Source organism: Streptosporangium sp. NPDC049644 (assembly GCF_040675205.1).
GTDB lineage: Bacteria > Actinomycetota > Actinomycetes > Streptosporangiales > Streptosporangiaceae > Streptosporangium > Streptosporangium fukuiense.
The window spans coordinates 1-23,719 of record NZ_JBFAOJ010000100.1; the positions used below are offsets into that span (position 1 = coordinate 1).

General features: G+C 69.6%; 24 protein-coding genes. 4 read left to right on the forward strand and 20 right to left on the reverse strand.

The window, feature by feature from the left end; genetic code table 11:
- Positions 1 to 146: 146 nt before the first annotated feature.
- From AB0J58_RS36500 to AB0J58_RS36515, 4 genes are all read right to left on the reverse strand, one after another.
- Positions 147 to 1,034, reverse strand: a complete 888-nt coding sequence (locus tag AB0J58_RS36500) for a VOC family protein (protein WP_364224486.1) — start codon at positions 1,032 to 1,034, stop codon at positions 147 to 149.
- 89 nt (positions 1,035 to 1,123) lie between these two features.
- The gene (locus tag AB0J58_RS36505; RefSeq protein WP_030916912.1) at positions 1,124 to 1,417 is read right to left on the reverse strand and encodes a Dabb family protein; all 294 of its coding nucleotides are present in this window, start codon (positions 1,415 to 1,417) and stop codon (positions 1,124 to 1,126) included.
- A complete protein-coding gene (locus AB0J58_RS36510; protein ID WP_343961837.1) occupies positions 1,417 to 1,905 on the reverse strand; it encodes an aromatic-ring-hydroxylating dioxygenase subunit beta in 489 nt (162 codons plus the stop codon). Before AB0J58_RS36510 ends, AB0J58_RS36505 begins: the two co-directional genes overlap by 1 nt.
- A gap of 49 nt (positions 1,906 to 1,954) precedes the next feature.
- The gene (locus tag AB0J58_RS36515) at positions 1,955 to 3,250 is read right to left on the reverse strand and encodes an aromatic ring-hydroxylating dioxygenase subunit alpha (RefSeq protein ID WP_364224488.1); all 1,296 of its coding nucleotides are present in this window, start codon (positions 3,248 to 3,250) and stop codon (positions 1,955 to 1,957) included.
- A 197-nt stretch (positions 3,251 to 3,447) separates the two neighbouring features.
- Between AB0J58_RS36515 and AB0J58_RS36520 the strand changes: the two genes are divergently transcribed.
- Entirely contained in the window at positions 3,448 to 4,551 is a 1,104-nt protein-coding gene (locus tag AB0J58_RS36520) for an acetamidase/formamidase family protein (protein ID WP_343961832.1), read from the forward strand.
- Positions 4,552 to 4,571: 20 nt separating this feature from the next.
- Here the strand turns inward: AB0J58_RS36520 and AB0J58_RS36525 are convergent, their stop codons facing one another.
- The 11 genes from AB0J58_RS36525 to fdxA form a co-directional block, all read right to left on the reverse strand.
- Positions 4,572 to 4,943 (reverse strand): cupin domain-containing protein, encoded by a 372-nt coding sequence (locus tag AB0J58_RS36525; RefSeq protein WP_343961829.1) that lies wholly within the window; start codon positions 4,941 to 4,943, stop codon positions 4,572 to 4,574.
- A gap of 11 nt (positions 4,944 to 4,954) precedes the next feature.
- The gene (locus tag AB0J58_RS36530) at positions 4,955 to 5,728 is read right to left on the reverse strand and encodes an aldolase/citrate lyase family protein (RefSeq protein ID WP_364224490.1); all 774 of its coding nucleotides are present in this window, start codon (positions 5,726 to 5,728) and stop codon (positions 4,955 to 4,957) included.
- Positions 5,725 to 6,882 carry a hypothetical protein gene (locus tag AB0J58_RS36535; RefSeq protein ID WP_343961824.1) on the reverse strand — a complete coding sequence of 386 codons (1,158 nt, stop codon included), beginning with the start codon at positions 6,880 to 6,882 and terminating at the stop codon, positions 5,725 to 5,727. The genes AB0J58_RS36530 and AB0J58_RS36535 overlap by 4 nt, the downstream gene beginning before the upstream one ends.
- 50 nt (positions 6,883 to 6,932) lie before the next feature.
- Complete coding sequence (locus AB0J58_RS36540; RefSeq protein ID WP_343961822.1) at positions 6,933 to 7,751, reverse strand: fumarylacetoacetate hydrolase family protein; 819 nt, start codon at positions 7,749 to 7,751, stop codon at positions 6,933 to 6,935.
- Positions 7,748 to 8,596 carry an ABC transporter ATP-binding protein gene (locus tag AB0J58_RS36545; protein WP_343961820.1) on the reverse strand — a complete coding sequence of 283 codons (849 nt, stop codon included), beginning with the start codon at positions 8,594 to 8,596 and terminating at the stop codon, positions 7,748 to 7,750. Before AB0J58_RS36545 ends, AB0J58_RS36540 begins: the two co-directional genes overlap by 4 nt.
- 29 nt (positions 8,597 to 8,625) lie before the next feature.
- Entirely contained in the window at positions 8,626 to 9,450 is an 825-nt protein-coding gene (locus AB0J58_RS36550; protein ID WP_364224492.1) for an ABC transporter permease subunit, read from the reverse strand.
- Positions 9,447 to 10,262 (reverse strand): ABC transporter permease, encoded by an 816-nt coding sequence (locus AB0J58_RS36555; protein ID WP_364224494.1) that lies wholly within the window; start codon positions 10,260 to 10,262, stop codon positions 9,447 to 9,449. The genes AB0J58_RS36550 and AB0J58_RS36555 overlap by 4 nt, the downstream gene beginning before the upstream one ends.
- A gap of 32 nt (positions 10,263 to 10,294) precedes the next feature.
- A complete protein-coding gene (locus tag AB0J58_RS36560; RefSeq protein WP_364224496.1) occupies positions 10,295 to 11,242 on the reverse strand; it encodes an ABC transporter substrate-binding protein in 948 nt (315 codons plus the stop codon).
- A 358-nt stretch (positions 11,243 to 11,600) separates the two neighbouring features.
- The gene (locus AB0J58_RS36565) at positions 11,601 to 12,377 is read right to left on the reverse strand and encodes an IclR family transcriptional regulator (protein ID WP_343961811.1); all 777 of its coding nucleotides are present in this window, start codon (positions 12,375 to 12,377) and stop codon (positions 11,601 to 11,603) included.
- A 54-nt stretch (positions 12,378 to 12,431) separates the two neighbouring features.
- Positions 12,432 to 13,409 (reverse strand): NAD(P)/FAD-dependent oxidoreductase, encoded by a 978-nt coding sequence (locus AB0J58_RS36570; RefSeq protein WP_364224498.1) that lies wholly within the window; start codon positions 13,407 to 13,409, stop codon positions 12,432 to 12,434.
- Entirely contained in the window at positions 13,406 to 13,723 is a 318-nt protein-coding gene (gene fdxA / locus AB0J58_RS36575; RefSeq protein ID WP_343961806.1) for a ferredoxin, read from the reverse strand. The genes AB0J58_RS36570 and fdxA overlap by 4 nt, the downstream gene beginning before the upstream one ends.
- Before the next feature lie 98 nt (positions 13,724 to 13,821).
- On the opposite strand from fdxA, the gene AB0J58_RS36580 reads away from it, so the two are divergent.
- The 3 genes from AB0J58_RS36580 (at position 13,822) to serB (ending at position 17,290) form a co-directional block, all read left to right on the forward strand.
- On the forward strand, positions 13,822 to 15,114 hold the full coding sequence (locus AB0J58_RS36580) for a hypothetical protein (RefSeq protein WP_364224500.1): 1,293 nt from the start codon (positions 13,822 to 13,824) through the stop codon (positions 15,112 to 15,114).
- Positions 15,115 to 15,213: 99 nt separating this feature from the next.
- The gene (locus AB0J58_RS36585; protein ID WP_343961802.1) at positions 15,214 to 15,990 is read left to right on the forward strand and encodes an IclR family transcriptional regulator; all 777 of its coding nucleotides are present in this window, start codon (positions 15,214 to 15,216) and stop codon (positions 15,988 to 15,990) included.
- 76 nt (positions 15,991 to 16,066) lie between these two features.
- A complete protein-coding gene (serB, locus tag AB0J58_RS36590; RefSeq protein ID WP_364224502.1) occupies positions 16,067 to 17,290 on the forward strand; it encodes a phosphoserine phosphatase SerB in 1,224 nt (407 codons plus the stop codon).
- Positions 17,291 to 17,317: 27 nt separating this feature from the next.
- Here the strand turns inward: serB and AB0J58_RS36595 are convergent, their stop codons facing one another.
- The 5 genes from AB0J58_RS36595 to AB0J58_RS36615 all read right to left on the reverse strand — a co-directional run bounded on the left by AB0J58_RS36595 (position 17,318) and on the right by AB0J58_RS36615 (position 23,700).
- Positions 17,318 to 19,420, reverse strand: coding sequence for an FUSC family protein (locus AB0J58_RS36595; RefSeq protein ID WP_364224504.1), 2,103 nt, complete (start codon positions 19,418 to 19,420; stop codon positions 17,318 to 17,320).
- Between the two features lie 62 nt (positions 19,421 to 19,482).
- On the reverse strand, positions 19,483 to 19,962 hold the full coding sequence (locus tag AB0J58_RS36600; protein WP_364224506.1) for a histidine phosphatase family protein: 480 nt from the start codon (positions 19,960 to 19,962) through the stop codon (positions 19,483 to 19,485).
- A 181-nt stretch (positions 19,963 to 20,143) separates the two neighbouring features.
- Positions 20,144 to 22,477 (reverse strand): sodium-translocating pyrophosphatase, encoded by a 2,334-nt coding sequence (locus AB0J58_RS36605; RefSeq protein WP_364224508.1) that lies wholly within the window; start codon positions 22,475 to 22,477, stop codon positions 20,144 to 20,146.
- Between the two features lie 423 nt (positions 22,478 to 22,900).
- Complete coding sequence (locus AB0J58_RS36610; RefSeq protein ID WP_364224510.1) at positions 22,901 to 23,347, reverse strand: ATP-binding protein; 447 nt, start codon at positions 23,345 to 23,347, stop codon at positions 22,901 to 22,903.
- A gap of 2 nt (positions 23,348 to 23,349) precedes the next feature.
- Entirely contained in the window at positions 23,350 to 23,700 is a 351-nt protein-coding gene (locus AB0J58_RS36615; protein ID WP_030916965.1) for an STAS domain-containing protein, read from the reverse strand.
- Positions 23,701 to 23,719 lie beyond the last annotated feature (19 nt).

Genomic DNA, 23,719 nt, shown 5'->3' on the forward strand with positions numbered 1-23,719 from the left:
CTCTCTCCCTATCCCCAACCCTCTGTTGTTTCTTTTTCAAGATGCACACCACCACGTGGGGGCGCGGCCGCGCCCCGCGCCGCCGGCGCGCCGCCCCGGCCTGTCACAGGCCGGGGCTCCTCGCCTTCTCCGTTCGGGGACGCCGCTCAGAAACGGCCCCAGTCGTCGGCGGCGGCGCGCCAGACGTCGATGTTGCGCGGGTCGACGGCCATCCTGCGGGGCCGGTGCGTCTCGTGCTCCTCGGGGGTGAAGACCCGGTGGCCGTCGCACAGCTCGTACCTGGGCCCGTGCTTGGGTTCGAACATGTAGAAGGCGATCGAGGTCGACGCGGAGTGGTTGACCATGTCGGACGCGATCGGCACCCCCTTGTACAGGGCGCGCGCCCTGCCACGCATGACGTGGTCGAGGCTCTTCATCATGAAGCACAGGTGAGCGACGTAGTACTCGTTGCTGCGCTGCAGGGCCAGGCTGTGGTGGTAGCGGTCCTCGGCCCGCAGGAACACGGTGCCGTCCCCGACGTAGTCGGAGGGCAGGAAGCCGAGCACCCCGGTGTAGAAGGCCAGCGTCTCGTCGTACTTGTCGGTGGCGATGAAGGGATGCACGAGGTCGAGCGGGCGCAGCTCGATGACAGGCGCCTCGGCGTACTCCTGGAACTCGGTGAACAGCTCCACGACCAGCCCGTTCGGGTCGCTCACGCCGAAGCCGCGCTGGCACAGGCCCTTCATCCTGTCCTGCAGGGGCAGCACCTCCAGCCCCGCCGCGAGCACCCTCTCCCTCAGGTCGTCGAGGACCTCGTCGGACTCCACGCTGAAGCCGATCGCGACCGTGTGCGACGTCTCCCTGCCGGGCTCGTGGAGCAGTTCCACGCAGTGGTGCTCGATGTCGGCGCGCAGGTAGGCGTACTCGTCGTCGTGCTGTTCGAGCTGGAGACCCACGTGATACCGGAGGAACTCGATGGTCTCCGCCATGTCCGGCACCGCGATCCGGGCGTACTCCATCCCGTACGGTGCCCGGGGACGGGCGTCAGCTGTCATGGTGCCTTCCTCATTCCTTCTTGGTTCTTCGTGACGTGCTCGTCGTGCGGTGCCGGTCGGCGCGGGCATCGCGGCGGGGCGCGGCGAGGTCAGCAGTGGAGGCTGACGATGGCCTGCCGCTCGATCACCGGCCGCCAGCGCAGCCGTACGAACTCCTCGTGCGAGGAGCTGTGCAGGTAGTCCAGCAGTTCCTGCTCGGAGTCGAACCCGACGACGAAGCCGTGCGTCATGCTCGTGTCGCGCGTGCTGACGTTGGGCCCGCAGGCCCAGTCGCGCATGGCCGGATACCTGCTCGGGAAGGTCTCCAGCTCCGCCAGGACCGCCGCCACCGTCTCGGCCGGCACGTCCTCCTTGAAGCGGAAGACCAGCATGTGCTTGATCATCAGAGGATGAAGCTCAGCCGTGCGCCCGGGTCCATGGCCTCCATGGCGGGAATCGACCTGCGGAACCTGAAGCGGAGCCCCTCGTCCTCGATCAGCAGGACATGCTCGTAGCGACCCACGTAGCTGTAGGTCCCGCCGTCACGGTAGCGGTGAATGATGAAGTTGGCACTCACCCAGACTGTTTTGTCGCCCTGCTCCAGGATGAGCACATTGGAGATCATCCGATGGGTCCTGGAGTGCGGGTTCTCCGCGTGTGCCTTGCGGCTCTTGAGCCGCTTCACCCTGGCCTTGATGAGGTCGTAGTCGTCGCACATGAAGGAGCCGGCCGAGGAGCTGTCCCAGCCCTTCCAGTCGGTGGTGGCGACCTCCATGCGCCCACCCTCCTCGAAGAGGGTGAACCACTCGTCGAGGCGCCACTCGTCGAGCAGCGACGCCTCGCGATAGAGGAAGTCCTCCACCTCGTGCCGGGTGATGGTCCTGCCGCCCACGGCGCTCTCCTTACTCTTCTTACCGTCCATCGACTCGGTCCCGGCCCGCTCAGTCCCGGCCCACGACGGTGGCCCAGTGACGCCAGAAGCTGCGCATCGCGCCCTCGTCGATGGAACGGCCCTGGTTGCCCTTTTGCTCGTTGGCCATGCCGCGCGACATGTCACTCCAGTCGAAGGCGGGGTCCGCCGCGTTCGCGGTCGCCTCGATCCCGCGCTGCACCGCCTCGTACGCCTCGATGTCGTCCGGCGTCGCGAGGCCGCCGGGGCCGACGAAGCTGACCATCGTCTTGATCCGCAGTGCCCGCACCTCGGCGGGCTCGTCCGTCTCGACGAACTGCCAGGCCCGCACGTTGGTCTGGCCGGCGGAGACCGGATCGAGCTGGCGGATGGTCAGCGCCTCCAGGTCGAACAGGAGCAGGTTGGGGAAGACGAAGAGGATACGACTGGCGTCGGCGACCTCCCTGGCCAGCTCGGGGCCGAGCCGGTCCTCCATCTCCTGGCGCTTGGCGACCGTCCGCTCCTTCTCCGCCTCGCCGAACCTCGGCTCCCAGACCATGCCGATCCGCCCGTTGTGGCCGGTCAGGATGAGCAGTCCGTGGCCACCGCCGAGGTCGTAGGCGTACTGGTCGTCGTCGGTGACGGCGAAGCCGGTCTCGCGCAGGTAGCCCACGAAGGTGTTGTGGGTGGGCGCGAAGTGGTAGCCGTCCATCGCGTTCTCGACCGCGAGCTTCCAGTTGCCCTTGACCGAGTACAGCTGCACCCCGGGCACGGTCTCCATGCCCGCGGGGCCGATCTTCGCGGTCAGCGACATGTAGTGGGCGGCCTTGCCGAGGTGGGTCATCAGGTCGGGCACGTCCGGGTCGAAGGCGACGAACACGAAGCCCTCGTGGCTCTGGATCCTGGGCACCGAGCGCAGCTTCATCGCCTCGCGGAACTCCGGCACGTCGACGTACGCGTCGTCACCGGGCAGCGCCGAGAGATCACCCGAGTTGCTGAACACCCACGCGTGGTAGAAGCACTGGAAGAACTTCGTGTTGCCCTCGCTGTGGCGGCAGAGCACGGTGCCCCGGTGGGTGCAGGCGTTGAGGAAGACCTGGACCTCGCCGGAGGAGTCGCGGCAGAAGATCAGCGGGCGCCCGCCGAGAGTCCTCGTCTTGAAGTCGCCCGGCTTGGGGATCTCCGTCTCGTGACCGAGGTAGAGCCAGGTGTGCCCCCAGATCTTGGAGATCTCCGCCTGGAAGACCTCTTCCGACCTGTAGGCGGACCTGTGCACCTTGAACGACAACGCCTCCCCATCCTCCTTCACGAGGGAGGAGATCGGATATCCCTGTGTCAGCTGCGTCATCGCGGCGCCTGGCCTTCCTACGGACTTTGAACGAGAATTCGAGATGCCATCTCGCTATGTGATGCTGCTACCACGCCATCGCGGTGTCAAGTACCAGTCTTCACACCGAAATCTTCGGTTACTCCCTGTTAACGGCGACGCAACACTTGTCGAGTTTTCTCAGCCGGTGACAGCGACGTATCCCCCGTGGAGGGACAATGCTCCAGCCGAAGACCGGCCGCATCGATGGTTCCCACTACCTCCCCACCAGCCCGGACACCAGCCTCTGGGGCCTGTTGCCCAACCGCGACCACCGGCACGTGCTCCACGTCGAGTCCGGCGACACCGTCACCATCGATACTCTCAGTCACGAGGGAATCCTGGAGGACCAGGGTCGTGACCCGGTCTCCTACCTCGCCGGGTTCGGCGTCGGCGCCGACCAGGTGCTCACCGACGCACGCGACCTGGCCGCCTCCGACGTCGCCCACGACTACGACAACCACGGCCCGCACGTGGTGACGGGGCCGATCTCCGTCGCCGGGGCCCAACCCGGCGACGTGCTCAGGGTGGACGTGCTCAGCCTGCTGATCCGGGCGCCGTACGGGTTCGTCAGCAGCCGGCACGGCTACGGCGCGCTTCCCGGGGAGTTCCCCGAGACCGCCGCCGACACCGGCCCGCTCGCGGACGGCGCGCGGGAGTACAACAGCGTCTGCGTCTTCACCGAGGTGGTCGAGGAGGCCGGGCGCCTGCACGGCGTCATCCCGTTCGGCCGGGGGCGGGCGGCGCGCTTCCCGCTCGCGCCGTTCCTGGGCCTGATGGGGGTGACGGTCGACACCGGCGACCAGGTCCACTCGGTGCCGCCCGGCTCCTTCGGCGGGAACCTCGACATCAACGAACTGCGGGTCGGGTCCAGCCTCTACCTGCCGGTCCAGGTTCCGGGAGCCGGGTTCTACGCGGGCGACCCGCACTATGCCCAGGGCGACGGCGAGGTCGCCCTGACCGCGCTCGAGGCACCGCTGCGCGCCACCCTGCGCCTGTCGGTGATCCCCGCCAGGGAGGCCGGGACGCTCCTTGGCACGCTCGGTGAGCCGTTCGCCGAGACCTCGACCCACTGGCTCCCCGTCGGCCTGCACACAGACCTCAACGAGGCCATGCGGCGTGCCGTACGGGCAGCCGTGACGTTCCTCGAACTCACCCAGGGCATGGAACGCTCAAGGGCGCTCGCCTACCTCAGCGCGGCGGCCGACTTCGAGGTCAGCCAGGTCGTCGACCAGGTCAAGGGAGTGCACTGCCTGATCAGGAAGGCCGACTTCGGGCTGTAGCCGCCGGGCCGCCCGGGATGCTAGCTCCCGGGCAGCCAGACGGAGTCACCGAAGTCCGCCCGCGGTGGGCTGAACACGTCGACGTTGACGCACGGCCCCTCGGTGGGCTCGACGTAGTGCTCCGCTCCCCGGGGGACCAGCATCATCGAACCGGCGGACATCTCGTGCGGCACGCCGTCGACGTAGTAGTTGCACCTGCCCTGCAGGATCAGTACGAGCTGATCGAAGTCGTCGTGCTTGTGCGGGTTGAGCGTCATGCCGACGGCCAGTTCGTGCCAGGCGAGCATGGTCTCGTCAGTGGAGTAAACCTTGCGCCGGACACCCGGCCGGATCTCGGTCGCGGGGATGTCGTCCCAGTTGACGGCGGTGGCGTACAGCCGCTGGTTGAACACGGGCGTTCCTTTCATCGATCCCACTTGTCCATCACCTCGCGCAGGGCCGAACCGAGGAGTTGCAGGTCCGAGCCGACGATGAGGTAACGCGCGGCGCCGAGGCCGCTCCCGGCGGCCGACTCGGCGTCCGCGCGGGCGAGCCAGCCGCCCGATGCCACCCCGGCGGCACGGGCCGCGTCGACGATCTCCTCCACCCGCGCGAGCAGCGCCTCCGCACCGGGAAGGCCCAGGCTGACGGCCAGGTCGGTGGTACCGACGAAGGCCACGTCCAGGCCGTCCAGCAGCTCCGGCAGCGGGTCACGGGTGGTGGCGGTCTCGACCTGCCCGACGAGCAGCGGCGGGTCCGCCGCCTCGGCCGCCAGGTAGGCCGCCAGGTCCACCGCGCCGAAGCCGGCGGCCGGGTGGGAGAGGCTGATGCTCCGCCGCCCGTGGGGGGCGTAGCGGGCCGCGGCGACCAGGGCGTCGCGCTCGGCGGCGGCGGTCAGCGTGGAGAGCTGCACTCCCGCCGCGCCCGCCTCCAGCACCCTGTTGATCAGCGGCGGATCCACGACCGGCACCCGGACCAGGGCCGGGATGCCCGTCGCGGCGGCATGCCGCACCAGGGAGATCACCGTCTCCGCCGACAGCGAGGAGTGCTCCAGGTCGACGACGACGAAGTCGAATCCGGCCTGCCGGGCGAGATCCACGGAGTCGACGGTGGGCAGCTTGACGAACGTGCCGACGACCCGGCCTCCACCGGTCAGCGCGGCCCGCAGTCTCCGTCTCGCCTCGCCGACCGGCGTCACCGGGCGGTGTCCAGGCCGCGCCAGGGCGACGTCTCCACCCGCTGCCCGCCGTGCAGGACAAGGGCCGGCTCCAGCCTGGGTGCCACGATCGAGTTGCCCGCCGCGTCGGGCAGGGTCGTCTCCTCGGTGTCCTCCAGCACCGTGACGTGGGCGGGACCGCCCTCGACGAGGGTGCCGTACCCCTCGGTGTCCAGGCCGAGCCGCCGGGCGGGGGCGATGGTCATCCGCGGCACGATCTCGTCCATGGTCATGCCGAGCGCCCGCAGCTTGGCGGCGCTGGTGACCAGGTCGAAGACCGGCCCGCGCCAGTTCCTGGCACTGGTGTCGGAGGTGAGCAGGTCGGGCAGGAAGCCCTCGGCGATCGCCTTCCTGGCGACCTCGAAGCTGAGGTTGCTCTTGCCGTGGGCGCTGTCGAAGAGGACCCCGCGAGCCCGTGCGTCGAGCACCGCGGGAATGACCTTGTCGTCGTCGAGGATGCCGTGCGGCTTGCCGGTGTAGCAGTGCGCGACGATGTCCCCCGGGCGGAGCATCCCCAGAACCTCGGGCAGCGGCTCCTCGGTCTCCCCGATGTGGACCATGAGGGGCAGGCCCGCGTCGGTGGCCAACGCGAGGGAGCTCTTGAGCAGCGAGCGCCAGGCCGAGCCGACCACGTCCTCGGAGAGACGGATCTTGAAGCCGCGGACCACGTCCGGGTTGTCCCGCGCCACGGCCAGCGCGTCCTCGGCGACCAGCGTGTCCGGATTGAGCAGCTCGCCGAAACGGAAGTCGATCAGGCCGAGCACCGAGACGTTGAGGAAGTTGACCAGGCGCATCTCGGCGGGCCGGACCACGAACTCACGGAAGGCGGCGAAGGTCGAGGCGCCGACCGTACCGGCGTCGGCGGCGGCGACCACTCCCCGGCGCAGATGGGCCTCGTCCGGCGGCGCCCCCACCTTCGAGACGTTCTCGAAGACATGGGTGTGCCCCTCGACCAGGCCCGGCATGACCCACTTGCCCGCGCAGTCGACGACCTCCCTGGCCTGCGCGGCGAGCGAGGGCGCGATGCGTGCGACGCGGCCGTCGGTCACGGCCACGTCGGTGACCGCGTGAGTGCCCGCCACGGGGTCGAAAACGGTACCGCCGGACAGAACAAGGTCGAACGAAATCTCGGTCATCTCATATCTCTCATCTCAGGGAACTGCGAAGGCTCTGGGAAGGGGGAAACTCAGCGGTACCGGGTGCGCAGCGGCAACACCCCGGCGACGGACACCTCCACCTCGTCACCGGGACACAGGAAGACTCCCCGGTCCTGGCCCGTGCCCGCCGGGGTACCGGTCAGCACGACGTCGCCGGGTCGCAGCGCGGCGAAGTGGGAGATCCTGGAGATCAGCTCGGGCACGGCGAAGATCAGTTCCGCCGTGCTGGAGTCCTGCCGGACCGTGCCGTTCACGCCGGTCCTGACAGTGATCCTCTCGGGGTCGTCGACCGCCGAGAGTTCGAGCACCGAGGCACCGAGCGCGCCGAAGCCGGGGAAGCTCTTGGCCAGGGTGGGGGTCGCGGTGGCGACCATGACGTCGCGCGCGGTCATGTCGTTGGCCGCCGTGATGCCGGCGATGTGGTTCCACACCTCACCCGGCGGGGTGCGGTACATCGGCCGCCCGATCACGAAGGCGACCTCGCCCTCGTAGTCCACCTGGCTGGAGCGGTCCCGCGGCAGCGTCACCTCCGCTCCCGGTGCGGACACCGCTGAGGGCGACCGGAGGAAGAGGATGGGTTCGGAGGGTGCCGCCCGCCCGGTCAGGTGTGCCTTCGACAGGTAGTTCAGCCCCACCCCCCAGATGGCCCCGGTGCTGCCCAGCGGGGCCAGGAGTTCCCCCGGCTCGATCCGGCCCCGCTCCCGCGCGGCGTGCGCGGGGGCGAAGCCCTCACCTGCCGCGAGCAGTTCCGCCACGTCGGCGAAGGGCAGGTCCAGCAGGACGGCGCCGTCACCGCCGAGGTCGGCGTCGAGACGTGCCAGGCCCTGCGGCGTCGCGATCAGGTTCACGATTCCTCCCCGGAGAGTGAGGTACGGCGGTCGGAGGCCATGACCAGCCCGAAGACCTCGGCGCGCAGCTCGCCGAAGAGCGGGACCTGCTTGGTGTCGATCTGGTGGCGGGGGCGGTCGAGCCTGACGGTGATGTCCTCCACCACGACGGACGGCCCCTGGGAGAGCACCACGACCCGGTCCGACAGGTACACCGCCTCGTCGATGTCGTGTGTCACGAACAGGATGGTCGTCCCCGTCTCCGCCCAGATCTCCAGGAGCAGGTCCTCGAGGTTCGCCCGGGTCTGGGCGTCCACCGAGGCGAACGGCTCGTCCATGATGAGCATCTCCGGCTCCACGGCCAGCCCACGCGCGATCGCCACCCTCTGCTGCATCCCACCGGACAGCTGCCAGGGATACAGCCCTGCCGCGTGGCCGAGGTTGACCATCTCCAGCGCGCGCTCGACCCTCCGCTCGATGTCGGCGCGCGGGATGCCGCGGTCCCGGAGCGGCAGGGCGACGTTCTTCTCCACGGTCAGCCAGGGGAACAGCGAGCGGCTGTAGTCCTGGAAGACGACCGCGACGCCCTCCTGCGGGCCGGTCATCGCCTGCCCGCGGAAGGTCAGCGATCCGCCGGTGACCGGGAGCAGTCCGGCGATGCACATCATCAGCGTCGTCTTGCCGCACCCGGACGGCCCCACCACGGAGACGAACTCCCCCCGCGAGACGGAGAAGTCGATGCTCCGGACGGCGAGCACGTCACCCTGTCTCGACCGGTACGACTTGGTCACGCCGTGTGCTTCGAGGATCGGCTCGGCGAGCCCGGCGGCGTGGCCGGGTCCCCCGCTGGTCTTGGTGGCTCCCACGGGAGACGTCCCTTCGGTGTCAGATGTCGTCACGAGGCGCGCTCCGAGCCCGCTTTGGCACCGCGGTGCCAGCGCAGTGCCGACCTCTCCAGCAGCGCGAAGGCGGCGTTGAAGAGGATGCCGAGGAGTGCGACAAGCAGGATCGCCGACCACAGCTCGGGGAAGCGGAACAGCTTCTGCTGTTCGACGATGTAGAAGCCGAGGCCGGAGGTGGCCGCGTACAGCTCCGAGATCACCATGAGCACCAGCGCGATGCCGATGCTGATGCGCATGCCCGCGATGATCGAGGGGCTGGCGCCGGGCAGCAGCACGCTGAGGAAGTAGCGCCGCCTGGACAGCCGCATGCTCAGCGCGGTGGTGGTCACGACGGTGTCCAGACCCCGGACGCCGTCGTAGGTGTTGACGAGGATCGGCCACAGGCAGCCCAGCGCGATCAGGGAGACGTTCATCCCGCTGGTGATGCCGAAGAAGACGATCGCGATGGGGAGCAGCATCGTCACCGGCACCGACATGCCGAGCCTGATCAGCGGGTTGAGGAACGCCCCCGCCTGGTGCCACACGCCCAGCACGATGCCCACGACGACGCCGATCGCGCATGCCAGGCCGTAGCCGGCCGCCAGGCGGGCGAGGCTGGGCAGCACGTCGGCCCAGAACTGGTCACTGAGGAACAGCGAGGCCGGGTCGCCGGAGAGCCAGTTGTCGACGAAGGCGACCACGATCCGGGAGAACGGCGGGATGAACAGCGACTCCGCCTGGCGGGCGACCACCTCCCAGACCACCAGCAGAACCGCGAGCAGCCAGAGCCACTGCGCCGCGCGGACCAGACCGCGCAGCAGACCTCGAACGCGGCTCATCGTCCCTCTCCCCGCTGGGCGTGGCCCCAGGGCACGAGCAGCCGCTCGGCGAAATGGAACCCGTAGTAGATCAGCATTCCGAGGATCCCGACGATCAGGATCCCGGCGTAGACGTAGTCGGGGCGCTGCGCCTCCTGGTAGGTCGTGATCACCGTGCCGACCCCGCTGGTGGCTCCGAGGAGCTCGGCGGAGAGCACCACGATGAGCGCGGTCGAGCTCGCCACGCGCAGGCCGGTGGCGATGGCGGGAGCCGCCGAGGGCAGCACGATCCTGGTCAGCAGCCTTCGCTGCCCCCAGCCCATGCTCCGTCCCGCGGTGAGCATCAGCGGCTCCGCGTCACGCACGCCGTACATCGCGTTGAGCAGGATCGGCCAGAAGACGGCGTAGACGCTCAGCGAGACCTTCATCTGCGTCCCCAGCCCGAAGAGCAGGATGGCGACGGGCAGGAACGCCGACGAGGGGACGGACCTGGCCGCGTGCACCACCGCCGAGGCGGGGCGGTACAGCGTCGCGAAGTATCCCAGCGCCAGGCCGAGCGGGACGGCCACCACCGAGGCGACGAGCATCGAGATGACCCATGCCCACAGGGTCTGCACCACCTGACCGAGGAAGAGCGGATCGGTCAGCAACTCGGCGAGGCGCGCCAGGGTGTCCCCCGGATAGGGGAGCGAGTCCCGCGACACCGCTCCGGAACGGACCAGCAGGTCCCACACCACGAACATCGTCACGACACCGGCCGTGCCGAGGACCCAGGTGGGTGTGGGTCTTCTCGCCTGGGCGACCGGTCCTGCCGGCTGTGCGACCGTCGTCACGGAGATCTCCTTCCCTCTCACCGTCCGGGAGGTCAGGACCGGGCGAAGGCCGGCACGAAGGGTTCGAGATCAGGCTGCTTGGAGATCATCTTCAGATCCACCAGCTTCTTGGCCATGTCGTTCAGCGCCGCGAAGTCGACCTTCGGGGCGAGCCCGTTCTGCGGCTGGGCCGCGAGGGTCTCGGCGGGCACCTTGGAGCACTCGGAGAGCAGCTTGAACGACTCGTCCTTGTTCGCCGGGTCCTCAAGCTGTTTCATGGTCTCCACCATGGCGTCGTTGAAGCGCTTGGCGGTGTCCCCCTGCGCCACGAACGTCTTCGACGCCACGTACGTCGCGATGTAGACCTTGCCGAGCGCGGCGAAGGGGTCGTCGAGGCTGCGCAGGTCGGCGCCGCCCGAGCCGAGCAACGCGTACCCCAGTTGCGCGGCGGCCACCCGGTCGCCGTTCACCGCGTTGACCTGCTCCGCGTACGGCAGTGCCACGAAGCTCACCTGGTCGGTGGAGACGCCGTTGGCCTCCAGCCAGATCGAGGTGGCGATCTGGTTGATCCCGCCGATCTCGTTGACCGCGATCTTCTTGCCGACCAGGTCCTTGGCCGACTTGTAGGAGGAACCCTTCTTGACGAAGACCCCCTGTGCCGGTTCCGCGGGGGGCAGGGCGTTGACGTTGGCCCCCGAGACCATCTGGATCGGGAAGCCGGTGTTGTAGGCGTTGATCGCGGTGAATCCGTTGACGTAGCCGAAGTCGGCCGCGCCCGACAGCACCGCGGCCACCGCGGCGGACCCGCCGAAGGACTTGACGTACTCGACCTGCAGGCCGTGCTTGGCGTAGATGCCCTTGGCCTCGGCCCAGGTGTTCCATATCTCGCAGCCGAAGGTGGTCACGGAGACCTTGGTGGGGCCGTCGGCCGAAGCTGTTCCGGTAGCGGACGAATCCTCGCCGCCGCAGGCGGTGGCGAGGAGGACTGTCGCGAAAGCCATGACGGCCCCTGCGCGTCGCATACCCATGCTTGCTCCTACTCCTCTCGCCGCCGCTCTGGGGGGGGACGGCGAGGGTTCAGGGGGGTGGTTTTTCTTGGGGCATCGGCGGGCGGTCGCGCCAGGGGCGGGATTCCCCATCGCCGTGCCAGGTCAACCGGGCTTCATGAACGTACGAGGAACGCTTGGCGCGTGTCAAGATGCGGAATTACATCTCGCATTGCGTCACACCATGGGCATGCCTGAGCGCCGTGGGAGACCACCTGTGGTTTGTGGAAAGAATGTCTGATCAGCGGGAACGCACGCCGGTGGGAGACGCCGCCGCGCCGTGATCTCCGCTTCCGAGCCCGCCGGCCCGTGCTCAGACGGGCGTGGTGCCGCCCAGCTCACGCGACAGTTCGCGCGCCACCCCGAGCAGCACGGCGGCGGCCTGCGTCTCCAGGTCGCCCGCGAGGGATGCCACCGTGCCGAGGATCGCCATCGAGGCGACCACCTGATCACCCTCGAAGATCGGTGCCGCGAGCACGCGTACCCCGTGGTCCACCGGAGAGTTGATCGCGAGCCCGGTCCGCCGGACCTCCTTGAGGAGTTCGCGCAGCTCCGCGGAGGCCCGCAGCCGCCGCGCGAGCCCGGGCACCTCTCCGGCGGGCAGGTAGGCGCAGAAGATCCGGCCCTGGGCCGAGCGGGTGACGTCGAGCTGCGAGCCGGTACGGACGCTCAGCCGGACGTCGCCGAGGGTGTTGTCCACGCAGCTGACCACCACCGGGCACTCGCCGTTCCAGACGCTGAGCACGACCGTCTGGTTGATCTCGCGCATGAGCAGTTCGAGGTGGGGAGCGGCGGCCGCGGCGATGGGCAGCCCGGCCCGCGCGGCGGCCTCCAGCCCGAGCAGCTGGGGGCCGAGCGAGTACAGCGCGCTACGCGGGTCGTAGCGGAGCAGGTTGGCCGCCCGCAACGCCCTGGCGTACCGGTGGGCGGTGGGCTTGCTGACCCCCAGGCGCGCGGTGATCTCATTGAGGCTCAGCCAGGGACGCTCGATGGTGAAACCACTCAGGATCAGCGCGGCGCGCCGCACCGTCTGGATGGCGGGCACCTCGTCGGCCACATCGACGTCGCCGGGGTGCGCCTGATCCGCCATGCCGACTCCTCCGCACAGACCATCCGTTGGACCGGACTCTACCGACTGTCGAACTCAGGCCGCATCGGAAGAATGGCCGGGCGTGGTACCGAGGGCGGGATTCACCAGCGGCGCCAGGTTGTTGACCGCCGCGGCGGCCTCGCCGAACCCGACGGAGATCAGCCTGACCTTGCCGTCGTAGTCGCTGATGTCCCCGGCGGCGAACACCCTGGGCAGGTTCGTCCTCATCGACCGGTCGACGAGGACGTGCCGTTTACGCAGTTCAAGGCCCCACTTCTGGACAGGCCCGAGGTCGGCTATGAAACCGAGCGCCGCCACCACGGTCTGGGCCGGCAGCGTGACGCGGTCACCCTCCTTGACCTTCTCGACGACGACCTCACCGACAAGGGGGTCGCCGCCGATCTCGGCGACCTCGTACGGCGTCAGCACCCGTACCGACGACGCGTGCAGCGTCGCCACGCTGCGCTCGTGCGCACGGAAGAGGGGCCTGCGGTGCACGAGCGTCACCGAGCGCGCCAGCGGCTCCAGGGCGAGCGCCCAGTCCACCGCGGAGTCTCCGCCGCCGACCACCACGACGTCGTGGCCGGCCACCTCGTCCAGCCTGCGGACGAAGTAGCGCAGTCCCCGTCCCAGGTACTCCTCGCCTACGGGCAGCTCCCGAGGGGTAAAGGTGCCGATGCCGCCGGTGAGGAGCATGGCCTTGGCACGCACCCGGGTGCCCACGTCGGTGACGACCTCCACACCCTCCTCGTCGTGCAGCAGTTCGCAGGCGCTCTCCCCGAGCAGGAGGAGCGGATCGGCCTGCGCCGCCTGCGCCACCAGCTCGTCGACCAGCCGCTGCCCCTTCACCGCGGGAAATCCCGCGACGTCGAAGATGTCCTTCTCCGGGTAGAGCGCCGAGATCTGGCCGCCGGGCTCCGGCAGCGAGTCGATCACGGCGACGGACATGCCGCGAAAGCCCGCGCAGTAGGCGCCGTACAACCCCGAGGGGCCCGCGCCGACGATCACCAGATCGACGTCGTGCACCGTCACGACCCACCGCCGGGAGGCACCGCGGCGGGATGGTCGCTGCCGGTGCGGCCGACCTTCCTGGCCCCGCCGGGAGAGCCCAGGTCGGCGAAGAACTCGGCGTTGATCTCGGCGAACCTGGTGGCCTCCGCCGGGAGGTCCTCCTCATGGAAGATCGACATCACCGGGCAGGCGGGTTCGCACCGGCCACAGTCGACGCACTCATCCGGATGGATGTACATCATCCGGTCGCCCTCATAGATGCAGTCGACCGGGCACTCCTCCACGCACGATCTGTCCTGCACGTCCACACACGCGTCGGTCACGACGTAGACCATCAGTCCTCCCTCGTCGGCAACGTGGGGGAACAGTAGGATTCGACCGCAAGCGTTGTCAATATGCGAGATGCCATCTTGCATAGAGTTAATATGTGAGCATGAAGAGCGATGCCCTGCGACAGCTGCGACACGCCACGGACGCGGCGATCTCCAGCGAGCCGATCATCGAGGCGATCCGGGTGATGGCCGCCGGCCCCAGTCCCCGGGGCCGGGAGCGCGCGACCGCGACCCGGCTGGCGGCGTGGGCCCGGAGCCGCTGGCCCGAGCTGCCCTGGAGCCTCGAAGCGGTCGGTGCCGAGGGGGCGAACCTGACGTCCACCGCCGGCGGCTCGGGGCCCGAACTGCTCCTCTACTCCCACCTGGACACCTCCCTGTCCGGTGACGTCGAACACGACCGGTGGGCCACCGGGATCGACGAGGAGCCCGCGCCGCTCTCCGTGGATCCGGCGTCCGGCCTGCTGGCGGGTTTCGGCCTCGGCGTCGCCCGCGCACCCGCCGCCGCGGCGCTGGCGGGATACGCGGCCGCGGCCACGGCCCTGCGACGCGACGGCCTGCCGCACCGCCTCTCCCTGCTCCTGGCCTCGGGCGGCACGCACTCGTCACCGTTCGCCCCCGCCGGGCCCTCGGGCATCGACGAGCATCTCCGGTCGCACCCGCTGCCCTCGGCCGCGGTGGTCGCCAAGTGCGGCCCGCGCGGCGTCCTCCACGAGGAGCCCGGAGCGATCTTCCTGCGCGTACGGCTGGGCGGCCCCTACCGGCCGGTGCTGGCCAGGGACGCGGGCGGCGGGCTCCTCGCCAACCTCGGCACCGCCACCGCGATCCTGGAGTCGTGGCGCACCGAGCACGTGGCGGCCAGGGCGGCCGCCGGCCGCCAGCTCGCCGCCGAGGCCGGCATCGGCGCGGTACGGGGAGGGCTCCTGGAGAAGCCCGACCTGCTGCCAGGCGTCGTGGAGCTCCACCTCTACCTGGTCACCGTCCCCGGCGACGACCCCGACGAGATCGCCCGGACCGTACTCGCCAGGATGCGGGCCGGAATCCCCGGCGGGCCGCTGGACGGCTGCCGGGTGAGCGTGGACGCGCGGCTGGTCCATCCCGCCGGGGTGACCTCACCCGACGCCCCGGTGATCCGCCACGCGATCGCCGCCTGGCACGACGAGCACGGCGAACCCCCGCCCGCCATCTCCGGCTGGAAGGGCTCGACGGACGGGGTGGTGCTGCGCGGCCACGGGGTCCCGACCGCCAGGGTCGGCCCCGCGCCCGGATCCGACCCGGCCGACCCCCGGCGGGACGTCTTCGATCCGCGGACGCTGGTGCGCTTCGCGCGCCTGTACGCCGGGATCGCCGTCAGGCACGCGCTCGGCGATGTCGAGGGACAGGGCCATCGACATTGAATGTTCTGGATGGCAGGATGCTGTCTCGCAATGCAGAATATACGCTCGGCGCCAAGCTTCCACACATAACGCGAGGGAACCAATATGGGTGACGACCCAGTGCCTAGCCTGAAGGGAGTCGCCGGCGAGAACAGAACCCCGGCGATCCAGACCGTCCAGCGGGCCGCGATGATCCTCAGCGCGTTCACGGTAAGCCGCCCGCACCTGACGCTCAACCAGCTCACCGCCAGCCTGGGCACCAGCAAGGCTACCGCGCACCGGTACACCAAGGCCCTGCGCGAGAGCAACCTGCTCCGCTACGACGAGCGCGAGGCGCTGTACTCCCTGGGACCGCAGATCCTCACCCTCTCCGCCGCCGCCCGCGTCGGCATGCCCGTGATCGGCATCGCCGGGCCGTACATGCAGCGGCTCGTCAGGGAGATCGACGAGACCGTGGTGCTGAGCGTCTGGGACGGCGACACCGCCGTCGTCGTCCGCGTCGACGACAACACCGATCGCACCATAAGGGTCAGCGTCCGGATGGGCTCCCGCCTCTCGCGGACCGAATCCGCCCAGGGCCGGGTCTTCTGCGCCTTCCTTCCCTCGGAGGACGTTCCCGGCCTCAAAGCACAGCTGGCCGCCTCCCCTGAGCTGCGCCAGGAGCTCGTGAAGATCCGCGAGGACAACATCTCGGCCAACACCCCCTCCGTCAACGGCGTGCGCAGTATCGCCTCCCCGGTGTTCCGCGGCCCGGTCCTGCTGGCCGCGATGGCCATCGTCGGCACGACCTCCTCGGTTCCCGCGGGCACCCACTCCCCGCTCGCCGAGGCCCTGCGGCAGACCGCGGCCGAGGTGACGGCCGAGCTGGGCAGGGAACAGAACTCCCCTGGTCACTGACGTTCCGTGAACTCCAGGTGTCCGGATGACGAACCGCATTCACGGTCGAAACCGGAGCCAAGTAGCGTAGGACCCGATGAACCAGCGCACGCTTCTGATCACGTTGACCGGTCCGGACCGCCCAGGCGTGACCTCACGCCTCTTCTCTGTTCTGGCCGGATTCCCCGTCGTCGTCGCCGACGTGGAGCAGGTCGTCATCCGCGGCCGGCTCACTCTCGGCGTCCTCGTCTCCTACGCGGGCGACACACCGACCGGCACCGGCGGCACCCTCGGTGCCCTCTGGACCACCGTCGAGCGGACCGCCGAGGATCTCGGTCTGCACGTGGAGATGTCCACCGGCTCCGATCCGAAGGAGAAGCGGCGCAGGGGACGGCTCAACGTCACCGTGCTCGGCGCGCCACTGCAGCCCGCCGCCATGGCGGGCATCTCCGGGCGGATCGCCGCGGCCGGCGCCAATATCGACCGGATCGAGCGCCTGTCCAGCTACCCGGTGACCTGCATCGAGCTCTCCCTGTCCGGTGCCGACCCCGACACCCTGCGGGCCGAGCTGGCCGTCGAGGCGCACGCCCAGCAGGTGGACGTCGCCGTGCAGCGGACCGGCCTGCACCGCAGGGCCAAGCGGCTGATCGTGATGGACGTCGACTCGACGCTCATCCAGGCCGAGGTGATCGAACTGCTGGCGGCGCACGCCGGCTGCCTGGAGGAGGTCGCCAGGGTCACCGAGGAGGCGATGCGCGGCGAGCTCGACTTCGCCGAGTCGCTGCGCCGCCGGGTCGCACTGCTGGAGGGCCTCTCCACGGAGGTCTTCGAGAAGGTGCGCGAGGAGCTCGTGCTGACCCCCGGCGCCCGCACGCTGGTACGGACGCTGAAGCGGCTCGACTACCGGTTCGCGATCGTCAGCGGCGGGTTCACACAGCTCACCGATGCCCTCGTGGAGGACCTCGGGATCGACTACTCCGCGGCCAACACCCTGGAGGTCGTCGACGGCGTGCTCACCGGGCGGGTCGTCGGGGAGATCGTCGACCGGCCCGGCAAGGCACGGGCACTGGAGCGCTTCGCCCGCGAGGCGGGCATCCCGATCAGCCAGACCATCGCCATCGGCGACGGCGCCAACGACCTGGACATGATCGCGGCGGCCGGCCTCGGCATCGCGTTCAACGCCAAACCGGTGGTCCGCCGCGCCGCGGACACCGCGGTCAACGTGCCCTACCTCGACTCGATCCTCTACCTGCTCGGCATCCCCCGTGCCGAGGTGGAGGACGCCGACGCCGAGGACGGCGTCATCGCCAACGACCGCTGAACACCCCCGCCCCGCGGACGATCGCGGCTAACAGCTCCTCGGGGCGGTCAGGGAGGCCAACCGTACGGCTTCGGCGCTGAGACCCCGCAGGGCGGGCCGCGCGGCGGCGGCGTGCCTGATGCTGCGCCGCAGACCCGTCATCCTGTCACCCGCCCCCTCGGCCAGCTCGTCCAGGCGGCGGGCGGCCAGCTCGTCCACGTACGCGCCGAGTTCGTCGAGGGCCCGGTCCAGATCGTCGGGCGGCGTTCCCGGCCGGTCCGTCCTGACCCCCTCGGCGGCCTTCTCCAACCGGTCGGCGACGAGGTCGAGGACCGCCCCCGTGGGGTCGGACTCGTTCCCGGGTGGCGGTATCGCGAACAGCGCGAGCGCGTTGTCCCGCAGCCGCCCGGCCACCGTCACCGCATCCCGCAGGCGCCGCGGCGCACCACCGCTCGGCTCCTTGTCCAGCCCGTCGAGCGAGTCGGCGAGCCGCCCGGCGGCGTCGGTCGCCGAGGAGATCCGGGCGTTCACCTCCCTGGGATCCTGGTCGATCAGTGACCGCACCAGCGCGGCGTGCCGATCGAGCACCTCCGCGATGGCGGCGGTCAGCGTGGCCCGGTACCCCCTGGACCACAGCAGCCGGGCGAAGAGCAACGCCAGCACGCCACCCGTGATCGTGAGCACCACCCTGGCCGCGGCCGCGCCCCAGTCGAGCGACAGGGCGAAGTCGGCCAGCATCAGCGAGAGCGGGGTGGCGAGCATCATCCAGTACCCGTAGCTGCACCCGCGCAGTGCGAAGCCCAACGCCGCGCAGACGGAGACGAACAGCGTCAGATACAGATGTCCCGGCGCGACCGCCAGCACCACCGCCCCGGCCACCGCGCCCACGGCCGTGCCCAGCACCCGCAGCCGCACCCGATCCACCGTGTCGCGGTAGGTCGGGCGGAGGCTGACCGCCACGGTCACCACGAACCACTTGGCGTAGTGCTCGTGGATCACCAGCATCAGCACCATGGCCGCGGTCACCGCCAGGCCCACTCTGATCGGGTGGTAGCCGGTCGTGATCACCGGTTTTCTCGACCGTACGAACTTCGGCAGGCGCGGCCCCATCTCGACACTCTCCGCCGCCTGCTGCTCCACCGAGCGCACGGCCATCGCGATCCGGTCCACACACCGGGTCACCTGCCCCAGCAGCGCGGCCGCGGGCAGCGGCGTGTCCCCCGCACGAGCGGTTCTGCGGATCTCCTCCACACTGTCGGCGAACCGCCCGACGGCGGCCAGCGCCCCGGGCATCTCGGCCGAGCCGCCGAGCAGTGCCGCCTCTCGCAGCGCGCGGGCCAGCGCCCCGATCGCCTCGTCCAGCTCCCGGGTCCACTCCGTCCCGGCCCTCGCCTCCACCGTCTCCACCGCCGCCGCGCGCAACACGCGCAACGCGATCGTCTGCTGGAAGACGCGGGTCAGCGTGGCCGGGAGCCGCTCCGGCGACCCGTCCTCCTCCCCGACAACCCGGTAGAGGGAGAGCGCCGCCTCCAGGTCCTTGAGCGCGGTGGCGGCCCGGTGGCGCAGCGACTCCCAGCTCTCGTCCGCGAGCGGTGCCCGCCCCCCGCCGGCCAGAAGGTCGGCGAGCGCCGTACCCGCCTCCTCCACGGTCCTGCGAAGCGGCCGGCGGCGGCGTAACGGCCAGATCGCCATGACCGCCAGCACGGCCAGCAGGCCACCGCAGGCCGAGGCCCCCATGTGGAGCAGAACGCCCATGCCGGAAGGGGCGAAGTAGGTCAAGGTCACGGAGAGGACCGCGGGTATGCCCAGTGCCCGCCAGTAGATGCCCGCCGCCGCGACCAGGCCGACCACCACGGCGGCGATCGGCCACGGGTGGGGGTGGATGAGCGCGCCGAGTCCGGAGCCGAGCGTGACGGTGGCCGTGGTGGTGAGCAACCTTCTGACCCGGTCGCCGTACAGCTGTCCGGGGGCGTCGCCGAAGAGCGTCAGATAGCCGCCCAGGGCCACCGAGGCGCCCTCCTCCAGACGGCCGAGGAGAACGCCGAGCAGCAGCGGGAAGCAGACGACCAGCATGCACAGCAGGCCGTACGTCCAGGCGGGAGGCCCGGAGAGCCGGAAGTCGGCACGCAGCATGTCGACGAGCCCGCGCATGCCACCCCCCGGTCCCAGGGAGCGGTGGGCGCGGCTCCCCTCGTTACGCCTTGCCCCGACCCTCAGGGCTTCTTGGGGCTCCAGCTGGCGATCCCGCGGCCGACGTCGAGCTCCGTCCACTCGCCGTCCACCTCGATGACGGCGAACGCCCCCGGCGGGAACCCGTCGTCGCCGTCGTCCTCGTCCTCGGTGAGCTGCCTGACCAGCTCGTGGACGCCGGGGTTGTGACCGACCAGGACCAGCGTGCGCACCCGCGGATCACTCCGCCGGATCAGCGTCAGCAACTCGTCGGGGTAGGCCTCGTAGATGGCCGGCTCGAAGAGGACGTCCGCCCCGGGAAGGGCCAGGTTCGCGGTCTGCCGAGTGCGCACCGACGGCGAGCAGAGCACCAGGTCGGGGCGGAGGCCCTGCGCGGCGAGGGCCTCACCGACCCTGCGGGCGTCGTGCTCGCCGTCGGCGCTCAGGGGACGTTCGCGATCGGCGAGGCCGGAGGGGTTTGCCGCCTTGGCGTGACGCAGCACGACGAGCGTGCGCGCCGTCATCTCGAGGCCCACATGGCAAGGCCCACGATCACCGCGAACACCGCGGCCATCGCCAGCAGGATGAGGATGAGTGTTCTGCCTCCGGAGGGCTGCTGTTCCATATCGGCCAGTTTCCCATCGAGACGGTCCGCACATGCGGAAGGGGTGCACGCGGCCCGTGCACCCCTTCGTCAAACATTGCTCAGCTGGAGACCTGCTCCGGCTGGCGGTCGCTGTTGTTCTCCTCCGTCGGGGCGATGCCCGCCGAACGACGCTTGGAGATGACCACCGCGGCGATGACGATGCCCACCGCGAGCACCGTGATGCCGATGCGCAGCGCCGGGCTGTCCGCGTAGGCCACCACGGCCGGGGCGATCAGTAGCGCCACCAGGTTCATCACCTTGAGGAGCGGGTTGATCGCCGGTCCGGCGGTGTCCTTGAACGGGTCACCGACGGTGTCACCGATGATGGTGGCCTCGTGGGCCTGCGAACCCTTGCCGCCGTGGTGACCGTCCTCGACGAGCTTCTTGGCGTTGTCCCAGGCTCCGCCGGAGTTGGCCAGGAACACCGCCATCAGCGTGCCGCACGCGATGGCACCGGCCAGGAACGCGCCGAGCGGCGCGTAGCCGAGGGCGAAACCGACGGCGATCGGGGTCAGCACGGCCAGCAGACCGGGCGTGGCCAGCTCCCGCAGCGAGTCGCGGGTGCAGATGTCCACGACCCTGCCGTAGTCGGGCAACTCCGTGCCGGCCATGATCCCCGGCTTGGTACGGAACTGCTCGCGTACCTCGAAGACCACCCGACCGGCCGCGCGGCCGACCGCCATGATCGCGAGGCCGGAGAACATGAACACCACCGCGGCGCCGATGATCAGGCCGACCAGCACGTTCGGTGAGTCGATGCTCAGGCTGAACGTGCTGAAGGAGCCCAGCGCCTCCTTGACGGAGGCGCCCGCCCTGACCAGCTCGTTCTCGACCGCCGTACGGAACGCGCCGAACAGCGCGGTCGCGGCGAGCACGGCCGTGGCGATCGCGATGCCCTTGGTGATCGCCTTGGTGGTGTTTCCGACGGCGTCCAGCGAGGTGAGGACCTGGGCACCCTCGCCCTCGACGTCGCCGGACATCTCGGCGATGCCCTGGGCGTTGTCGGAGACGGGACCGAAGGTGTCCATCGACACGATCACGCCGACCGTGGTCAGCAGGCCCGTTCCCGCCAGCGCCACGGCGAACAGCGCGACCGTGACGTTGCCGAAGCCCAGCAGGAACGCGCCGTAGACGGCGGCTCCGATGACCAGCGCGGAGTAGACGGCCGACTCCAGGCCGACGCTGATGCCGGACAGGATGACCGTGGCGGGACCGGTGCGAGAGCTCTCGCCGATGTCCCGCACCGGACGGCGGTTCGTCTCGGTGAAGTAGCCGGTGAGGATCTGGATGGCACTTGCCAGCACCAGGCCGATGAGCACCGCCCCGATCGCGATCAGGCGCGGGTCGGAGGTGATCGCGGCGATCTCCGGGCTCACCCCGGTCAGCCCGGAGAAGCTGGCCGGCAGGTAGAGGTAGGCCGCGACCGCGACGAGGACGGCCGAGATGGCCGCCGAGATGAAGAAGCCCCGGTTGATCGCGGCCATCGCGTTGCGGTCGCCCGCGCGCGGGGCGGTGACGAAGATGCCGATGATCGCCGTGATCACACCGATCATCGGCACGATCATCGGGAAGACCAGTCCCTCGACGCCGAAGGCCACCTTGCCCAGGATCAGGCTGGCGACGAGCATGACCGCGTAGGACTCGAACAGGTCGGCGGCCATGCCCGCGCAGTCGCCCACGTTGTCGCCCACGTTGTCGGCGATGGTGGCGGCGTTGCGCGGATCGTCCTCGGGAATGCCCTGCTCGACCTTGCCGACCAGGTCGGCGCCGACGTCGGCGGCCTTGGTGAAGATGCCGCCACCGACTCGCATGAACATCGCGAGCAGCGCGGCGCCGAAGCCGAAGCCCTCCAGCACGGCCGGGGCGTTGCCCCCGTAGGTGATCACCACCACGGCCGCGCCGAGAAGGCCGAGGCCGACAGTGATCATTCCGGCCACGCCGCCGGTGCGGAAGGCGATCCGCATCGCGAGCTTCTCACCCGACTCGCGGGCGGCGGCGGCGACGCGGACGTTGCCGCGGACCGCCAGCCACATGCCGATGAATCCGGTCAGCGCGGAGAACAGCGCGCCGACGACGAAGAAAGCCGATCTGCCGATCCGCACGCCGGTCGTCTCCGCCGGGAGGAGATACAGCAGGAACGGGATCAGGATGACGAACAGCGCGAGCGTCCGGAACTGCCGGGTAAGGTACGCGGAAGCCCCTTCCTGGACGGCTCGCGCGATGTTTTGCATACGCTCGGTGCCTTGGCCGGCGGCCAGCACTTCCCGCACCAGTGTGCCGGCGACGGCGAGTGCGAGCAGGGCCACGACGGCGACCACGATCACGATGTTGAAGTGGTAACCACTCAGGGATACCGCTGGCTCTTCGACAGCGGCGAGATGGAGCACAGACATCCGACTCTCCTTGGCAAGACGGGAACACGTCCTGCCCGGAGTGCGCTGCCGAAGTGGTTAGACGAGCGGAGCGGCGCACATCCGGGATGGTTGGCAGTGCCGCTTCCAGTTGCAGACCCCCACGGAGGACGGCTCGCGTGCGGGCCGCTCCGAAGGATAAACCTTGGCCGGTCCCGGGAGTCTACGCAGCGAGGACGCGGATATGAAGCCTCTGCCTGCGGACAATTGACGCCGAGTCCAGCATCTTTTACCGACCGACCTGCTTATAACGGCATTTCGCCCGTCACACCTACCACGCCAGCCTCTGTTTCCACTCAATTTCGGGTGGGAAATATCATGGTTATGTTTTGTCCAAAACTGGGTGCCCCACGACGAACAGCCGGGCGTGTCCATCTGGACACGCCCGGCTGCCGAAGTCCTCTGTCAGGCCGGAGACAGGCCGTTCGTCACCGCGGGCCAGCTCATGCGGATGCACATGCCCTTCTGGCTCGGGTAGACCTGAACGTCGTCGGCCAGTCCCGCGATGACCGCGATGCCGAAACCGGCCATCAGGTCGTCGGGAAGTTGCCCGAACGGATCGTCGAACCCCAGGAGGCCGCGATCGTGCTCCAGTTCGTCACTGGGGGCGGAGTCGGTGACGGTCACCTCGAAGCGCCCTGAGTCATCACGTAGCTCGATGCGGATCGGCTCTCCCGGACAGTGGAGGCGGTGTGCCTCCACGGCCCGCGAGCACGCCTCACCGACAGCGAGCCGTACCTCGTCCAGCAGTGACTCCTGCACGCCGGTGCGTCTGGCGATCGCCGTGGCGACCAGACGTGCCGTACGCACATGCGCGGGGAGAGCGCTGAACGTCAGTTCGACGGTAGCCACGACTACTTGTCTCGACCGTGAGCTTCCTTGGCCTCGTCGACCGAGGCGTAGATACCGAAGACCTTCGTCAGCCCGGTGATCCGGAAAATCTTCAGGATGCGCTCCTGAGTGCAGACAAGCTCCAGTGAGCCATCGTGCGCCCTAACTCGCTTGAGCCCGCCGACCAGGACACCAAGGCCCGTGGAGTCAAGGAAGTCGACCTTCTCCATGTTGACGAGCAGGTGGAAATTCCCCTTGTTGACCAGGTCGATCAGGAGCTCACGCAATCTGGGCGCGGTGTAGACATCAATCTCACCCTCGACCTCAACGATGGTGAGACGGTCCTCGGAATGGTGGTCCAACTTCAGATCCACAGATCCTCCAGCGCCTTGC

What these genes read in the sequence shown, in the direction of transcription:
- serB (WP_364224502.1), top strand. Translation starts at nt 16,067, where the DNA reads ATGAACCAGCGCACGCTTCTGATCACGTTGACCGGTCCGGACCGCCCA.
- AB0J58_RS36560 (WP_364224496.1), bottom strand. Translation starts at nt 11,242, where the DNA reads ATGGCTTTCGCGACAGTCCTCCTCGCCACCGCCTGCGGCGGCGAGGAT.
- AB0J58_RS36500 (WP_364224486.1), bottom strand. Translation starts at nt 1,034, where the DNA reads ATGACAGCTGACGCCCGTCCCCGGGCACCGTACGGGATGGAGTACGCC.
- AB0J58_RS36580 (WP_364224500.1), top strand. Translation starts at nt 13,822, where the DNA reads ATGAAGAGCGATGCCCTGCGACAGCTGCGACACGCCACGGACGCGGCG.
- AB0J58_RS36565 (WP_343961811.1), bottom strand. Translation starts at nt 12,377, where the DNA reads ATGGCGGATCAGGCGCACCCCGGCGACGTCGATGTGGCCGACGAGGTG.
- AB0J58_RS36605 (WP_364224508.1), bottom strand. Translation starts at nt 22,477, where the DNA reads ATGTCTGTGCTCCATCTCGCCGCTGTCGAAGAGCCAGCGGTATCCCTG.
- AB0J58_RS36515 (WP_364224488.1), bottom strand. Translation starts at nt 3,250, where the DNA reads ATGACGCAGCTGACACAGGGATATCCGATCTCCTCCCTCGTGAAGGAG.
- AB0J58_RS36505 (WP_030916912.1), bottom strand. Translation starts at nt 1,417, where the DNA reads ATGATCAAGCACATGCTGGTCTTCCGCTTCAAGGAGGACGTGCCGGCC.
- fdxA (WP_343961806.1), bottom strand. Translation starts at nt 13,723, where the DNA reads ATGGTCTACGTCGTGACCGACGCGTGTGTGGACGTGCAGGACAGATCG.
- AB0J58_RS36595 (WP_364224504.1), bottom strand. Translation starts at nt 19,420, where the DNA reads ATGCGCGGGCTCGTCGACATGCTGCGTGCCGACTTCCGGCTCTCCGGG.
- AB0J58_RS36535 (WP_343961824.1), bottom strand. Translation starts at nt 6,882, where the DNA reads ATGACCGAGATTTCGTTCGACCTTGTTCTGTCCGGCGGTACCGTTTTC.
- AB0J58_RS36550 (WP_364224492.1), bottom strand. Translation starts at nt 9,450, where the DNA reads ATGAGCCGCGTTCGAGGTCTGCTGCGCGGTCTGGTCCGCGCGGCGCAG.
- AB0J58_RS36600 (WP_364224506.1), bottom strand. Translation starts at nt 19,962, where the DNA reads ATGACGGCGCGCACGCTCGTCGTGCTGCGTCACGCCAAGGCGGCAAAC.
- AB0J58_RS36520 (WP_343961832.1), top strand. Translation starts at nt 3,448, where the DNA reads ATGCTCCAGCCGAAGACCGGCCGCATCGATGGTTCCCACTACCTCCCC.